12 protein-coding genes are annotated in these 15,465 nt (G+C 49.3%); 3 read left to right on the forward strand and 9 right to left on the reverse strand.

Translation table 11 applies throughout. The features are described 5' to 3' along the window. Positions 1-80: 80 nt before the first annotated feature. Complete coding sequence (locus GON05_RS22595; protein WP_157321978.1) at positions 81-728, forward strand: transcriptional regulator; 648 nt, start codon at positions 81-83, stop codon at positions 726-728. 1,179 nt (positions 729-1,907) lie between these two features. Here the strand turns inward: GON05_RS22595 and pruA are convergent. Both pruA and GON05_RS22605 read right to left on the reverse strand, forming a co-directional pair. After that, the gene (pruA, locus tag GON05_RS22600; protein WP_157321980.1) at positions 1,908-3,476 is read right to left on the reverse strand and encodes an L-glutamate gamma-semialdehyde dehydrogenase; all 1,569 of its coding nucleotides are present in this window, start codon (positions 3,474-3,476) and stop codon (positions 1,908-1,910) included. Between the two features lie 27 nt (positions 3,477-3,503). Next, positions 3,504-4,418, reverse strand: coding sequence for a proline dehydrogenase family protein (locus tag GON05_RS22605; RefSeq protein WP_157321982.1), 915 nt, complete (start codon positions 4,416-4,418; stop codon positions 3,504-3,506). A 230-nt stretch (positions 4,419-4,648) separates the two neighbouring features. Between GON05_RS22605 and GON05_RS22610 the strand changes: the two genes are divergently transcribed. After that, entirely contained in the window at positions 4,649-6,379 is a 1,731-nt protein-coding gene (locus GON05_RS22610; protein ID WP_157321984.1) for a sigma-54 interaction domain-containing protein, read from the forward strand. Positions 6,380-6,427: 48 nt separating this feature from the next. Here the strand turns inward: GON05_RS22610 and GON05_RS22615 are convergent, their stop codons facing one another. Together GON05_RS22615 and GON05_RS22620 are read right to left on the reverse strand one after the other, a co-directional pair. Continuing rightward, a complete protein-coding gene (locus tag GON05_RS22615; protein ID WP_181646176.1) occupies positions 6,428-7,162 on the reverse strand; it encodes a nucleotidyltransferase domain-containing protein in 735 nt (244 codons plus the stop codon). Positions 7,163-7,238: 76 nt separating this feature from the next. Next, entirely contained in the window at positions 7,239-8,051 is an 813-nt protein-coding gene (locus tag GON05_RS22620) for a phytanoyl-CoA dioxygenase family protein (protein WP_127450145.1), read from the reverse strand. A 185-nt stretch (positions 8,052-8,236) separates the two neighbouring features. Here GON05_RS22620 and GON05_RS22625 point away from each other — a divergent pair, with 185 nt between their 5' ends. After that, positions 8,237-9,169 carry an NHL repeat-containing protein gene (locus tag GON05_RS22625; RefSeq protein ID WP_157321988.1) on the forward strand — a complete coding sequence of 311 codons (933 nt, stop codon included), beginning with the start codon at positions 8,237-8,239 and terminating at the stop codon, positions 9,167-9,169. A gap of 472 nt (positions 9,170-9,641) precedes the next feature. On the opposite strand, the gene GON05_RS22630 is transcribed toward GON05_RS22625, so the two are convergent. The 5 genes from GON05_RS22630 to GON05_RS22650 are packed head-to-tail and all read right to left on the reverse strand — an operon-like array spanning position 9,642 to position 15,452. Further along, positions 9,642-11,048: a sulfatase family protein gene (locus GON05_RS22630; protein ID WP_246239345.1), complete on the reverse strand. Its 1,407-nt coding sequence runs from the start codon at positions 11,046-11,048 to the stop codon at positions 9,642-9,644. 14 nt (positions 11,049-11,062) lie between these two features. Then, positions 11,063-12,454, reverse strand: coding sequence for a sulfatase family protein (locus tag GON05_RS22635; protein ID WP_157321992.1), 1,392 nt, complete (start codon positions 12,452-12,454; stop codon positions 11,063-11,065). Then, on the reverse strand, positions 12,451-12,990 hold the full coding sequence (gene cysC, locus GON05_RS22640) for an adenylyl-sulfate kinase (RefSeq protein ID WP_127450158.1): 540 nt from the start codon (positions 12,988-12,990) through the stop codon (positions 12,451-12,453). Before cysC ends, GON05_RS22635 begins: the two co-directional genes overlap by 4 nt. Before the next feature lie 24 nt (positions 12,991-13,014). Further along, the gene (locus GON05_RS22645) at positions 13,015-14,010 is read right to left on the reverse strand and encodes a Gfo/Idh/MocA family protein (RefSeq protein ID WP_157321994.1); all 996 of its coding nucleotides are present in this window, start codon (positions 14,008-14,010) and stop codon (positions 13,015-13,017) included. Continuing rightward, positions 14,004-15,452, reverse strand: a complete 1,449-nt coding sequence (locus GON05_RS22650; RefSeq protein ID WP_157321996.1) for a sulfatase family protein — start codon at positions 15,450-15,452, stop codon at positions 14,004-14,006. Before GON05_RS22650 ends, GON05_RS22645 begins: the two co-directional genes overlap by 7 nt. Positions 15,453-15,465: the final 13 nt, after the last annotated feature.

A 15,465-nucleotide genomic window follows, 5' to 3' on the forward strand; every position in this document is an offset into this window, starting at 1 on the left:
TCTCTCCTGTACGAACAGGTGGAGGCGGCGTTTTGTGTTTTATCACAGCCAAAATCTAATGGAGAAAGCAGGAATTCATAATGAGATTTGAACAAGCATTTGAAGATTTCATGGCCTTACAAATTGCAGCGGAGACCAATAAACGCAGGCGAGAGCGCTTGGAGCAGGGACTGGGACACGCGGAAATGGAATTTTTGCGTGCGGTATGGTTTCCGATCATTGGACACTTTGACCATTTGTATCCGGAATGGGAAGTGCGTGACCTGGCGAACGGATACCGGTATTTGGACTTTGCGTACATGCCAGGAGATGCCAGAGGAGTGATCGAAGTCCAAGGCTACAGCACGCATGCGCGAGATATTGAACTTTGGCGGTTCAAGGATCTCTGCCAGCGGCATTGCCATCTTGCCTTAGACGGCTGGTTGGTCATGCCTATCGCTTACCCGTCGATTGTGGATTCGCCAAAGTTGTGTCAGCAGCTAATACTTTCTTTAGTGGGGATATTCATCTCTTCTGCCCATACTTCGGTACCCCTCACATGGGCAGAAAGCGAAGCAATTCGATTCGCAAGACGAATGATGCGCCCCCTCTCCCCCTCCGACCTTGCCTCTCATCTTCAAGTAAGCAGCAAATATGCCAGAAAAATTTTGCATGACTTGTGTGATAAGCAGCTTTTAGTTGTCTCGAGCGGGCAATCTCGCGCTCGCACGTATCGGTTGAATGATTAGTGGGAGGAAGCTGCCAACATAGCGGAACTACAGTCCACTATTTCGCTGAATAGTGGGGAGTTGGCGACCGGACAGCGGAGGGGAACTACAGGGCTTTATTTCTTCACATTTGGCTGGTTTTTAGCCAAATATGAAGAAATAAGAGCCCCCAGTTCCCCTCCGCGCGTAAAAGGGCGCTTTTCGATGAAATAGCGCCCCGGGGTTCCCTTCGCTGAATGAGAATGCGCAACGCGCTTCGAATTCAGTGTTACTGATGGGCTTGGTGGAGACGTGTGCAACCTCACCACCAGCACCAAGTTGGCCGTGCTGCCAACATAGCGGATTTACAGTCCACTATTTCGCTGAATAGTGGGGGGTTGCGAACGGAGGGGATTCCCCTCCCACAGTTGAGCTTGTTCAAGAGCGCGGTATCAGCGAATATTCGTGGGTGAGAATGCACAATGCCGCTTTGAATTCGGCTTTATTAGGGGCTAGCGGTTGGTGCGACATCACCAATTGAGCTAAGTTGGCTGCGCGGCCAACTTAGCGGATCTACAGTCCACTATTCTACGGAATAGTGGGATTATGTGGTCGGAGGGGAACTACAGGGCTTTATTTCTTCACATTTGGCTGGTTTTTAGCCAAATATGAAGAAATAAGAGCCCCCAGTTCCCCTCCGCGCGTAAAAGGGCGCTTTTCGATGAAATAGTGCCCCGGGGTTCCCTTCGCTGAATGAGAATGCGCAACGCGCTGTGAATTCAGTGTTACTGATGGGCTTGGTGGAGACGTGTGCAACCTCACCACCAGCACCAAGTTGGCCGTGCTGCCAACATAGCGGATTTACAGTCCACTATTTCGCTGAATAGTGAGGGGATTGGCGACGGGAGGGGATCCCAGCCCCCATAGTTAAGCTTGTTCAAGAGCGCGGTAAGCGAATATTCGTGGGTGAGAATGCATAGCGCCGCTTTGAATTCGGCTTTATTAGGGGGCTAGTGGTTGGTGCGACATCACCAATTGAGCTAAGTTGGCTGCGGAGCCAACGAGCGGAACTACAGTCCACTATTTCGGCGAATAGTGGGAGTTGGCGAACCGGAGGGGAACTTCCCCTCCCCTCGTAAAAGGGCACCCTGGAGTCGCTGGGCGGGAAAACACCGCCCAAAAAACAAAAAAAGACGGACACATCGTCCGTCTTTCCCATTATTAAACCTTGCGAGATGTCAGCTTCGCTTGCGTGAAGAGCAGCAGGTAATCATAGCCGCCTGCTTTGGAGTCCGTTCCCGACATGTTAAAGCCGCCGAAAGGATGAACGCCGACCAGCGCACCCGTGCACTTGCGGTTGATGTACAAGTTGCCGCAATGTACAGTGTCAAGCGCTTCGGAGATACGCTCTTCGTTTGTCGAGAAGTATGAACCCGTCAAACCAAACTCCGTATCGTTGTACATCGCGATAGCTTCTTTCCAATCCTTCGCTTTAGCGATGGCGAGTACCGGCCCGAAGATTTCTTCCTGCATAATGCGTGCTTTACCGCTCACATCGCCGAATACGGTAGGCTGAATGTAATAGCCGTTGCCTTCCGCTTTGCCGCCGCCAGCAAGAAGTGTGCCTTCGCTTTTGCCAACTTCGATGTAGTCAAGAATCCGCTCGTAGGAAGTTTTATCGATCACCGGACCTGCCGCATAATTAAGCTCCGGCAAACCGCTTTGCAGCTGGTTCGTTAAGGCAACTACTTTTTCAACCACTTCGTCATATACGGACTCTACAATGATGGCCCGGGAACCCGCGGAGCACTTTTGCCCTTGGAAGCCGAAAGCCGAAGCCACGATTGCCGCTGCAGCCGCGTTAAGATCAGCTGTTTCGTCCACGACGATCCCGTCTTTTCCACCCATTTCAGCTACGACACGCTTGATCCAAATTTGCCCTGGAACGGTGTCAGCAGCAAGCTTGTTGATGCGCAATCCTACTTCTTTGGAGCCTGTGAAGGAGATAAACCGCGTTTTCGGATGCGTCGTTAAGTAGTCCCCAACCTCAGCACCGCTGCCTGGAATAAAGTTGATAACGCCTGCTGGCAGACCCACTTCTTCCATGAGGGCTACAAATTTATGCGCAATGACCGGCGTCGTGGAAGCTGGTTTAAGCAAAACGGTGTTACCGGAAACAACGGCCGCCATCGTCATCCCAACACAAATTGCAAGCGGAAAATTCCATGGAGGAATAATAACGCCAACGCCTAGCGGGATATACGTAAGCTTGTTGTTTTCGCCAGGAATTTTGACCAGTGGCTGCGTCTCGTTGATTTCACTCAGGCGAATCATTTCACGCGCATAGAACTCGATGAAATCGATCGCTTCTGCCGTATCGACATCGGCTTCCACGTAGTTTTTGCCGGATTCCAGCAGCATCAGCGCTGAGAATTCATGCTTGCGAGCACGCATCAGTGCCGCAGCTTTGAACAAGTACTCGGCACGCTCTCTAGCCGGGACTTTTTTCCAAGACTCAAAAGTGTCAAGCGCAACGTTCATTGCTTTCTCAGCAAGTGCTTGGTCCGCTTTGCTGACGTACCCGATAATTTCATCCACATTACCTGGGTTAATGGACGTAATTTTCGCTTCTGTCGTTACTTTCTCTGTCCCAATGTAAAGCGGATACTCGCTGCCCAATTCCTCTTTCACTTTCGAAATAGCTGCCTGCATGGCCTTTTTATTTTCCTCTAAGTTAAAATCCGTAAACGGCTCGTTCGCGTAAGGGCTCACCTTTGTAAATGTTGTCATGTTATTTCTCCTCTCCGAATGGGAAGTTTATTTGAACATATTTTTAAGAACAAACCAGACATTAGCTGGACGTTCTGCTAGCCTTCTCATGAAATAACCGAACCAATCCACACCATAAGGAACATAGATGCGTACCCGGTATCCTTCTTTCACTAATTGCTTCTGCAAGTCTTCACAAATCCCATACAGCATCTGGAACTCAAACTGATCGCCCGAGATCCCGTTTGCCTTAACAAAATGCTTCGTAAAATTGATAATCGCTTCATCATGACTGGCGATCGCCGTATAATGGCCGTTTAACAAATGTTTTTGAATAATCTTTTTGTAGTTATCATCAACAGCGCTTTTTTCTGGAAAAGCTACCTGTGGGGATTCCTTATAAGCCCCTTTCACAAGACGCAAGTTGGCGCCAAGCTCATGCAAATCATCGATATCCTGCATCGTACGGAACAAATAAGCTTGAATCACGATTCCTACATTGTCGTAGTCTTTTCGAAGTTCGCGGTAGATGTCAAGCGATACTTGGCAGTGCGCATAGTCTTCCATATCAATCCGGACAAAATTGCCGTGCATCCGAGCGCGGTCAAGAATTCGTCTCATATTGCTTACACACAATTCTCTGCTTATGTCCAGACCAAGTGAGGTCATTTTGAGAGATAGATTGGAGGTGACGCCTGCTTGAGCGATGGCATCTAACGTTTGGATACACATATCCGCCGATTCCACGGCTTCCGCTTCACTGAAAACAAACTCCCCTAAATGATCCAATGTGGCAATTCTGCCATCCTGATTAAGTCCGCGCACAGCTTCGATTGATTGCTGAATGGTTTCCCCGGCAACGAAACGTGCGGCGCCAAAGCGTAAACCATATCGCTTCGCTAAGCGATTCGCGGTGCGGCTCTTCCCTAAAGATTGAAACATGTTTCTCATCATGAGTTCCATCTGTGTTATTCCTCCAAAGGAATTTGTACAATAGTGTTTAATTTATGTTTTAATTGTACACTATAAATTATATTTTGAACACTATTTGTTTATGTGTATATTTTTCATAATTTTGAACACATTATCAACTATACTCCTATCATACTCGCCGCCCTTCCAGAACGTGTTGAATCGCCATTAGCTTCATGGTAAATTTATAGCAAATCAACGCTCCATAAATGAGGTCGACTATGTTCAAAAATGAACACTTTCTGTTAAACACCGCGATTGTTACTGTTTCAATAGAAACAACGCTTGAGCAAGTTTCCTTCTATTTAAATAAAGGCACGGGTGTTATTGCGCATTCGGACAGCCATACCTGTTTATTTACACCGGAGGACGCCGCGCTTCTACCTGCATTATCAGCTGCGAACATCCAGGATCTGTTGGAAAAGAGTTCTTTTTTCCTTGCTGAATCTGTGCAATGGGACGACAACGGGAACCTGGCAAGCCTCATTCCACTGACGTTGTCATCGAACCGGCCTCTTCTGATCAAGGATAAAGAAGGAAACATACGGGGATACTCCTCCTTATCAGATCTTCTGCATGCTGCAACACTTGAACAGCAAAAATCAGCATCTTATTTCGCTGCCCTTGCTGACACCGTTACCGATGCAGTCACGGTTGTTGATAGAGACGGTTCTGTAATCTACTGGAATACAGTGGCCGAAGAGCTCTATCAGCTTCCGAGCGCAGACATTTTAGGGAAGCGGATTGGTGAGCATTTTGACGTGGAAACGCTGATGGTGCTCAAAATTTTGGACGAAGGCCGTATGATTCGAAATACGTATCACCGACCTCGCCCAGACACACATGTCCTTATCAACGCCTCGCCGATTCGGGACGCCCAAGGGCTGATCATTGGCGGTATTGCGACTGAACAGGATATTACACAGTTGGTGAGGTTAAATGAACAGTTGACGGCAGCGGACTCTTTCGGACTTCCTAATAAAGAACAAACGGAAGATTTATTTACGTTAATCAAAGGCAAAGGTCCTGCCATCGGCAAAGTCATTCAGTGGGCCAAAAAAGTGGCCGCAACAGAAACACCCGTCCTCCTCATCGGAGAATCGGGCGTTGGCAAAGAGCAGCTTGCTCATATTATTCATCAGTCTAGTGCGCGATCCGAGCATCCTTTTTTGACACTCAATTGCGGCATTGTGCCCGCGGGACTGCTAGAGGCCGAATTATTCGGCTACCAAGGTGGAGCTTTTACAGGAAGTGAAACAGGGGAAGCCGGGAAGCTGGAACAAGCCAAAGACGGTACTTTATTCATTAATGAAATCGAAAAGCTTCCATTGGATCTTCAAGCCAAGCTCTACCACTCTATCACGCAGCACACCATAATCCGTTCGGGCGGAAGCCAGCCTATCCGGATTCGGACGCGGATTATTATTGCAACTACGCAGGATTTGGCAGCTAAACTGGCTACCCAGGAATTCCGCTCTGATCTGTACTATGCGCTTAATGTAATTTCCATCCGGATTCCGCCTTTACGCGATCGAACGGAAGACATTCCCGCCATGGTCCATATGTATCTGAAGCAGTTTTCTTTGAATTATCAAAAGCCCGTTCCCGTGCTTTCGCCGGAAGTTATTTTGGCGCTCACGAACTATGCTTGGCCAGGAAATATCCAGGAATTAAAAAATGTCATTGAGCGCTGCGTCATTTTAAGTGATGAGGATATCATCCAGCTTGAGCACCTGCCTACAGCCCTGCAAGAAGGTCAGCCTAGTCTCGCCTCTTTTGAAGGAGATTCCGCTGCCGTGTTGTTGAAAACGAAAGTATCGGACGAGGAAGAAATCATGCTCATTGAGGAAGCGCTAGCCAAGACAGCAGGAAATAAAAGCGCAGCCGCCAAGCTGCTCGGCATTTCCCGAGGCACCCTTTATAACAAAATGAAAGAATTTCATATGGAGTAAAAATAAAAGTAAAAATCCCCTTCCATAGCCAGATGGAAAAGGGATTTTTTACTTACCAGCCCGTTCAAGGGTATACCTGACAAAAGCCAATGTTTGATCGATTGCGTTCAGCCCATCTCCATTGCGCCATGCCAGGGCTTGCCGAATCAGCAGCTCCCACTTGCTTCCATGTGATGTGTCTAGCACCCACTGGGCTGCGGCAGGTTTGGAAGCGACAAGCCCCTCTTCTATCGTGTACAAGCATCTGCACATCGTAAGAATTGCATACGCCTGATATTCACTCGAATTAAGACGTGACGCATCCTTGAATAACGGGCTCCACCATTCGGTTAAAATCGCCTGCGCTGCTTTTTTAAGTTCAGCCGGCGCTACAGGATCAATCAGAATATCTGGCGCTGGGCCATGCAGCGTAAGGCCATATTCACGAAGGATGGCTCGCTGAATGATCCAATCGCTCCCATGTCCGTCTACGCCAAAGCTGCCGTCACAGCGTAATGCAGGATGCCAACACCGCTCAGGATCATAGCGCTTAAGCAATTTCTGCGAAATGTAAGAGCCTTCCATGTTGCAAGCCCATTTGAACCCCTGGTCCCGCAGTTCGGCATGCATCTGTTCCAAAGCTGGAAGCTTTTCCGCAGACAGTTCGGTTCGAGTTGCCACTAGAAAATCAACGTCGCTCGTTTCACGATTGAAGTCCCCCAGCGCCAAGGAACCGTGGACATAGACACCAACAACGTCCTGGTCGAGTACACGCAGGATGCCAAGAACAAGTTGCGCTAACATTTCATTGATTTCTGGAAAAGGCGTAAGTTTCGGGTGAGGGATAAAACAGTTCCCCTTTCTTAACGAAGGGCTACCTCTATCTTTGGTACACCGCCGGGAAACTTTCTCCTGACATGATCTCGCCTGGCGCCACATGAATATGAGGTTCCATTGGATGGCCGCCTGTCGGAGCATAATACGTATGACCTGGCATATAGTGAACCGCAATCGCCCTGCGTTTCAATTCTGAACGGTTATTCGGACTGCCGTGCCATGTCAGAGAGTGGTGATAGCCGACTTGACCTTTTTTAATTTCAAAAGGGACCGCTTCCACCTTTGCCCCTTCAGGAAGCAAATCCGGTTGTTTGTGAACCGGCATGAACTCATCGTTCGAGCCTAAATATTTTTGATGGTTGCCCCATTTGTGACTGCCCGGCACCATCCACATACAGCCGTTTTCTATGACGGCATCATCCAACGCAACCCAGGCGCTGATGAGATCAGCGGGTTGAATCACAGGCCATAGCGGATGATCTTGATGCCAGTGTGTCGGTCCTCCCATGACGGGCGGTTTGTACTGAATTTGATCGTGCCAGATCCGAAGCGTATCCGTACGGCATAACTGCGCCACATCTTCGCATATTCTACGGTTGGACGCATGCTGTAAATACACGTCGCTTGCCATCCATATATTCACGATTTGGACAACCGTTTCCTTCTTCGTTATCGTCATCCCGTAATGGGAGTTATCGAGCATATTTCGGTTGAGGATTGGCTTTTTGACAGATTTCCCTTCCATCACGTTTTCCAGTTCTTCACGCAGTTGCTCCACTTCTTCATCGGATAAAACCACATCGCCTTTCAGAAATCCCAATTCATCGAATTGTTTGATCTGCTCTTGTGTTAGCATGATTGATTCCTCCTCGCTTGATATATCTTTATTGTAAGGTCAGCAAGCCTCCGAGTCGTTAGATATTTCCAACCTGAAATTGCACTTTTCACAGAAAATTCAACGATCAGAAATTAACCGCCCTATTTTGTAAGGGCATGATGTATGATGGTAAAGAAGCTTGTCAACCACTAAGGAGGTTTCATATGTCTGAACAGCTTATTATTGGAAACGCTTCACATCTTTATGCCGTACAAGAGGGCTGGGGCCAACTGCCGCCAGATATCCAGTATGGTTACACCCATGGGATCGTCGTAGACGATGAAGATCGTGTGTATGTTCATCACACTGGCAAAGAATCCGTTGTTGTATTTGACAAAAATGGCACCTTTCTCACCTCCTGGGGAAGTGAATTTGAAGGCGGGGCCCATGGCTTTTACTTGCATCGCGACCCGGATGGACAGCAGTATCTTTATTTTGCAGACACCAAACGCTCCATGATTGTCAAAACGACGTTATCCGGTGAAGTACTCCTGCGGATTACGCCGCCAGATCGGCCTGATTTGTATGATGCCGAGCGCAAATATGTGCCAACCGATGTTTGTGTCGCTCCTAACGGTGACATTTATGTTTCCGATGGTTATGGCCAATCCTACGTCCATCATTACAATGCAGAGGGCACATACATCCGTTCGTGGGGCGGAAAAGGATCTGAGCCAGGCAAGCTTAATTCGCCTCATGGCATCTCCATCAATCTGCGCGGAGAACAACCGGAAATCTACATAGCTGACCGCAGTAACAACCGTATTCAAGTCTTCACTCTAGAGGGGGAGCATCTACGTTTCGTTGAGCATAATCTGGATCTTCCTTGCTCTTTTTATTTCTTCGGCGATGAGGTCTATCTGCCCGATCTACATAGTCGGGTGACCATTTTGGACGCAAACGATCGTTTGATCACGCACTTGGGCGAGGATCAACAAGCCTACAAACAGCAAGGTTGGCCGAATCTTCCCAAAAGCTATTACCGACCGGATCGATTCAGCTCCCCGCACGGCATCTGTGTAGATTCCGAGGGCAACGTCTACTTGGCTGAGTGGATATCCGATGGCCGGGTAACGAAGCTGGCCAGACAGCGGTAAACAAAAAGGACTATCTACAAGGTCATCATTGATGACTTTGTGGATAGTCCTTCTTTATTGACGCAAGCACACAATCTGGCTGCAACGCTCTATTCCTTTTGCAAAAGGATATAAAGGGCAGCTATTTTGCCGAAATCAGCTCGGGAACCGAAACTTCGCTTTTTTGTCGCAAAAGGGGATTAAGCTCTGTTAACATGACGAAATAGGTTCATCTTAGAGATGAACCTGGGCAATTCATTGGATGAAATCCAACGAGATGTCAAAATTGGACGTGCAAATGTACTTTTCGTTGGAGTAAATCCAACGAGAGGCTGGCATTCGAGTTAAATAAAGCGATTTCTTCGTTATGTCATTGGATTTCGTCCAATGACAAGTAAAATTTCCCTCGACGGAGGGCATCCTCATTGGATTTCGTCCAATGAAAACTCCATAAGACCCATGAAAGATAAGCAAGCTGGGCATATCCTCCCCGCTACCCCTTCCGCCCCTCCAGCAGCTGATCCCGCATCCAATCATTTTGCACGATGCCATCACCATCCTCGTACAAAATATGATAGAGTCGCTTCCGCAGCTCGGCCAGAACCGTCTTGTTAGCCGGATGATGAATCACGTTATGAAGCTCATGCGGGTCATGATACATATCGTAAAGTTCATCGACATCCGTACAATTCCAGATGTATTTCCACTCCCGGGTGCGAATCATTCGCTGCGTGTAGAGGCCGAATTGTGCGCCATTGAAAGAGGCAACAACTTCTTCGCGCCACCCCGCCGGTTCAGCGCCCAGAAGCAGCGGCAGTAAGGATTCCCCATGAAGCCGGTGATCCACTAACGGCTCCGCTTCGCTGATGGCCAGCAGTGTCGGCGGCAAATCCAGCAAGGTCTGGACGAATTGCTCGCAGCGGCTGCCTGGGGCAATAACTCCAGGCCATCTAACAATGAGTGGAACCTTTACGACGTCCTCGTACAGGACGTAATGTTTATCCAGCATGCGGTGCCCGCCGCACATGTCGCCATGGTCGGTTGTGAAAATGACAACCGTATTCTCACTTTGTCCGAGCGCGTCTAACCCCGCGAGCAGCTTCCCAACCGCATCATCTAACTGCGAAATGATCGCATAATAACGAGCTACGATCGGCGCCCAATCCGCCCAGTCGTAATGCTCGATCTCCCAATTCCTAAGTTGCTGGCTCTGGATATACGGTTTATTCGCGAACGTTTCACGGAAGCTTCCCCATTCAGGAATACTCTCCGGCGGATACATGGCGGCGAATTCGGCAACCGGGCGGCAGGGCAGATGAGGCTCCTGGAAATTAACCCGCAGCTGCCAAGGTGAACCCGCACTCTCCTCCGACAGCTGCTTCATCAAAGCCGTGGCCATTGCGGCTGTCTGGTGTGTGCGCGTATCCTCCAGCGGCAAAGGGTCGATTTCGCCAAAGAACCCTTCCGTATACGCCAGCTCCGGGTACTGCGCCTTTGTCCGCTCCCGGTACTTCTCATCACTGGAAACGAATAGATCATACCCATAATGTGTCGGATCATAGGTCGGATGGACATCCCATTTGCCAATATAGCCGTTCCTGTACCCCGCCCCTTGCAAAGAACGGGCCCACGAGTAGCTCGTGGGCTCGAGTGCGCCGATCTGCATCCCCAAAGAGAAGTTCCAAAGTCCGCCGAAGGCTTCAGCCCTCCTGCCACAGACGAAAGACTGCCTCGCGGGACCACAGATGGGAATATGATTATAGGCACGGTCGAACCACATGCCCTCAGACGCAAGCTTATCGAGATGAGGTGTCAAAACAGGCGCCTGATTACTATAGCCAAGGCAATCATAGCGCAGTTGATCGACCATAATGATAAGCATATTAGGCTTTTGAACCATCTCCGTCAAAATAATTACCTCCCCGCATGCCTGGCTGCGGAAGCTTCGTCGAACCTGTCTCGCCGAGGATCCTGTATCCATTCATCCCATGTCAAGCCATACTGCAGCAAAATCTCATGGATCCGATTGCGAAATGGAAGGCCTACTTCGATCTGTTTCAGCATGGGATCCGCCCGCCCATTCAACATTTTTTCCGTCCACTCGTCTAACTGATAAGCCAGCTCATCAGCAATGGCCGGAGAACTTTCGGCGATATTCACTGTTTCATCCGGATCAACACGCAAATCGAACAGTTCCCTTGGCGGACGGACAAAAGGTCCTGCATCCAGTGTGCGAATAAATTTATAATCCTTCGTCACAATCCCTCTGCTCGCTTGCCAAGCGCATTCGCTTAAATAGATGGCATCATGCGTCCCATCCGCTTCCCCGCGTATACTCGGCCACAAGCTGCGCCCATCAATATTCGTCGGTGTCATGATACCGGCTGCTTCCAAGATGGTCGGCAGCATATCAACCTGCTGAACTAAGCCCTTAACTCGGCGTCCTTCCGGAATTCGTCCAGGCCATCTCATGATCATCGGCACTTGCACCGAAGTTTCGTACAAACCGCAATGATCCCAGTAAATATCGTGCTCCGTCAAGCTTTCTCCATGATCGCCGAACAAAATCAACAAGGTGTCGTCATAGACCCCTTCCGCAATAAGCAGCTCATCAAGCTCACGCAGACGATCATCGAGATAACGCACTTCCGCATCATAAAGCGCATTGACGTACGCCGCATCCGTAATAGGGCCAAGCAAGTCATAATGATGATGCTTAAAAAACGGATAAGCCGCATGATTATATGCGGCATCCATACTGCGATTGGCCGGATCGTAAGGGTCTCGGCCCTGATCATAGAAAGCCGGCACATAACTTGACGGAGGCTGGTATGGCGTATGCGGATCCCAATAATGCAGGAACAGGAAGAAATCATCTTCTTTATGCTCGCGAATCCACTTGAAAGCAAGCTCATTCACCGACTTGCCGTCGATGCTGCGCGTCTTTTGAACCGAGTTGATGTAATACCGGTAACCTCTCGCGAACCATTCTTTTAACTGATACAAATTATCGACTGCAGCCGTTGTAAATCCTTGATTTTGCAAAAGAGAAGGCAGCCACGACTCTTTCTTGGGCAGCTGGGTGAGCGGTGAACCATGTGAAACGACACCTGTTCGCAGCCCTACTTTTCCCGTAAATATACCGGTATGGGCCACTTCCGTTGGTATATCTGCTGCATATGCTCTTTCGAACAGAACCCCTTGCTCCGCGATTTGATCCATGTAAGGCGAAGTCGGCTTCTGATAACCATAACAGCCCAGCCGGGAGGCGCGCATCGTGTCCATGGAGATGAAAACAATGTTCATACGGCCTCACTCCGTCCTGTTTTTGTCATCAGATAGTCCATGATTAAAGCGACATTGCTCTCTACTTCGTCCACATGCGTTTGAATCACGATGTCCGGCTGCTCCGGCATTTCATACGGATCTCCAATGCCTGTAAATTGCTTAATCTCATCGTTTCTGGCCTTGGCATACAGCCCTTTCACATCTCGTCGCTCACATTCTTCAAGGGGGCAATCCACAAAAATTTCAACATAACCAGGCAGCTCGGCACGGGCATGCGCTCTCATTTCTTCATAGGGCGTAATAGCGGATACGATAACCGTAACACCGTTACGCGATAACAGCTTGCATAGGAAAACGATACGCTCAACGTTCGTGATGCGGTCCTTCCTGCTAAAGCCAAGCCCCTGGGAAATCGTCTGCCTAAGCTCGTCTCCATCGAGCAGCTCTACTTTCCTGCCGCTGACGCGAAGTGGCTCAACCAAGGCACGAGCCGTCGTTGATTTTCCTGAGCCTGAGAGACCGGTGAACCACAGTACCTCTCCATCTTTACTCATAACCTTCCTCCTTCGGATCGGTCTTTAGGAAATCGGGATTACAGCACCATTTGCCAAATGGGAACGGATCGCCGCTTCAATGATTTCTTGAACAGCCAAGGCGTCCGCACCGGAAGCAGTGATTTGCTCAGGAGGAACTCCCTCCTTCACTTCCTGTATGAAGGCATCCAGCCGAAGACGAAACGTATCCTCGAAACCGCGCATGCCGCTCATGATGGAATTCCGGTAAACCCGCAGGTCTTCCTGACGATGCGGATAGTACGTAAGCGATTCATAAACATTATCCAACACAAATCTGCCTTGATCGCCTGCGACCTCACAAGCCTCAATGGGATGAATGCCGAACATATCGTAGCTGCCCAGCAGATGGCCTACCGCACCAGAGGCAAATTCCAAATTAATGGAAGCCGTTGACCACACCGTACGACCAGGAGCCTTCGTCAAAAAAGCTTGAACACGGCGAACCTCGCCTGCAAAATAACGCATCACATCGAGCGAATGCGGATGCAGTGCGCGCAAATGGATCCAGGGACTGGATTCATTCGGATTGCCGATTGTCAGCTTCATATTGACAAAAAGCGGGTGGCCGATATCGCCATTCATCATCCACTGCTTCGCCTTCTTGGCAGCCGGAGTGAAACGATGATTAAGATTACAAGCGAAACGAACGCCTTTTTCTTTCGCAAATTGAACCATTTCCCGGGCTTCTTCCAGCGAATTGGAAATGGGTTTTTCGACCAGTACATCCTTGCCAGCCGCAATGGCTTTCATAACAGGCTCTCGGTGATGAGATCCGTTATCGATTCCTCCGGTAGCCACGCTGATAATATCCAGCTGTTCCGCTTCAAGCATTGTATCCAGATCATAATAGGCTTTCACGCCAAACTGTGCAGCAACGGAATCCGCCAGCTCTTTGTTCAAATCGCAGATAGCGATGAGTTCGCTATCTGCGTGTTCCTTGTAACAACGGCAATGGATACGTCCAATGTGATTAACTCCTACAACGGCTATTCTCAGCATGTCGTGTCGGCTTCCACTTCTGCAGGTTCCCCTTCCGCTGCTGCCACTGGCTCGGCTTCCTTCTCTTTCGTTTGCAGCGATCGTGCCGTCCTCGGCGAACCGATGTGCATAGAGTCAAAGGCCTGCTGCGAGGTTTTGAACGGACCGCAGCCTAATCCATGCCAATTCAAGTTCGTATAGATCGGATTCTCTCGCCCTGTTTCTTGCTCCCGCTTCGCAATATGCGCATTTAACCGGCTCATCAGATGTGCCGCTACTTCCGGCTCTTCATCAATCAGGTTATGCAGCTCCTCAGGATCGCGAACCAAATTGTACAGCTCCACCGGAGGTTTGAAATGCAGATCCGGCTCAAGCGCTACAATCAGCTTCCATTCCGGTGTCCGCCAACCATGTTTGCGCATCCATGTACATTCCGTAATGTACATTTCGCTTTCCGGCACCCGCTCCTCGCCTTTCACAAGCGGAATCAAGCTGCGGCCATCGAATGGAATCTCACATGGTATACCCAAAAGTTCCACAATGGTCGGCATCACATCTTTAATTTGCGAGGAACTGGATACTCGCTTACCTGCCGGGAGCTTACCCGGGAAACGCAGAATAAGCGGGATACGCAAATTCGTTTCATACAGCCCATGATGGTCATAATAACAGTCATGCTCATTTAAAGTTTCACCGTGATCGGAGGTGATGACCACTAGCGTTTCATCTTCGATGCCAAGAGACTCGAGCGCCGTAAAAATGGACTGGATACCCGCATCCATATAGGCAATTGCGCCATCATACTGCGCGTCAATATATTTGCTGTCTGTACATCCCTCAGGGAACCAGGAGCTGAAGTAGTCAGCGAATGGTTTAAAATCATACAGCTCATCCAAAGAGTGATTGTCGGGATCGCACTCATTGCCGTCATAAAACATCCGCTCAAACGGCTTAGGCGGCAAATAAGGCGAATGCGGATCCATGTGGCGCAAAAAGAGGAAAAATGGCTTACCCTCTTCCTTAAGGCGCTTCATTTCCGGGATGGCGACACGGTTCAAGTTGTCCGCTTTCGGGCTTCTTCCCGTTTCGTCAGGTCCCCACCCTTCGAAATCGATATATTTCTGAAAGCCGCGTGCCGAGGGGTTGCCTGTGAAGCCGATACACGTTGTATTGTAACCGTTCTCTTCCAGCAGCTCAGAGAGCATCTTGACGTGGTCGCCAACAGGTCCGCCGTGCCGCAGCGCGACAACGTCCGTCCCGAAGCAATCCATACCCGAGAGCATGGAGGCATATCCTGGCGTCGTTGGAATACTCGGGGAGAAATGCTGTTCAAACAGCACGCCCCCTTGGCTATATTGGTCAATATGCGGTGTTGTCAGCCGGTGATAACCATAACCGCTCATATGATCTCGACGTAAGCTATCTATACCAAGCAGCAGTAAATTCGGCATTTTAGATGTCATGGGAATTACTCCT

The organism is Paenibacillus anseongensis, from assembly GCF_009757995.1.
Lineage (GTDB): Bacteria > Bacillota > Bacilli > Paenibacillales > NBRC-103111 > Paenibacillus_E > Paenibacillus_E chondroitinus.

Bases quoted from the DNA above. Each gene is read 5' to 3' on its own strand.
- GON05_RS22595 (WP_157321978.1), top strand. From the start codon at position 81: ATGAGATTTGAACAAGCATTTGAAGATTTCATGGCCTTACAAATTGCA.
- pruA (WP_157321980.1), bottom strand. From the start codon at position 3,476: ATGACAACATTTACAAAGGTGAGCCCTTACGCGAACGAGCCGTTTACG.
- GON05_RS22605 (WP_157321982.1), bottom strand. From the start codon at position 4,418: ATGGAACTCATGATGAGAAACATGTTTCAATCTTTAGGGAAGAGCCGC.
- GON05_RS22610 (WP_157321984.1), top strand. From the start codon at position 4,649: ATGTTCAAAAATGAACACTTTCTGTTAAACACCGCGATTGTTACTGTT.
- GON05_RS22615 (WP_181646176.1), bottom strand. From the start codon at position 7,162: ATGTTAGCGCAACTTGTTCTTGGCATCCTGCGTGTACTCGACCAGGAC.
- GON05_RS22620 (WP_127450145.1), bottom strand. From the start codon at position 8,051: ATGCTAACACAAGAGCAGATCAAACAATTCGATGAATTGGGATTTCTG.
- GON05_RS22625 (WP_157321988.1), top strand. From the start codon at position 8,237: ATGTCTGAACAGCTTATTATTGGAAACGCTTCACATCTTTATGCCGTA.
- GON05_RS22630 (WP_246239345.1), bottom strand. From the start codon at position 11,048: ATGGTTCAAAAGCCTAATATGCTTATCATTATGGTCGATCAACTGCGC.
- GON05_RS22635 (WP_157321992.1), bottom strand. From the start codon at position 12,454: ATGAACATTGTTTTCATCTCCATGGACACGATGCGCGCCTCCCGGCTG.
- cysC (WP_127450158.1), bottom strand. From the start codon at position 12,990: ATGAGTAAAGATGGAGAGGTACTGTGGTTCACCGGTCTCTCAGGCTCA.
- GON05_RS22645 (WP_157321994.1), bottom strand. From the start codon at position 14,010: ATGCTGAGAATAGCCGTTGTAGGAGTTAATCACATTGGACGTATCCAT.
- GON05_RS22650 (WP_157321996.1), bottom strand. From the start codon at position 15,452: ATGACATCTAAAATGCCGAATTTACTGCTGCTTGGTATAGATAGCTTA.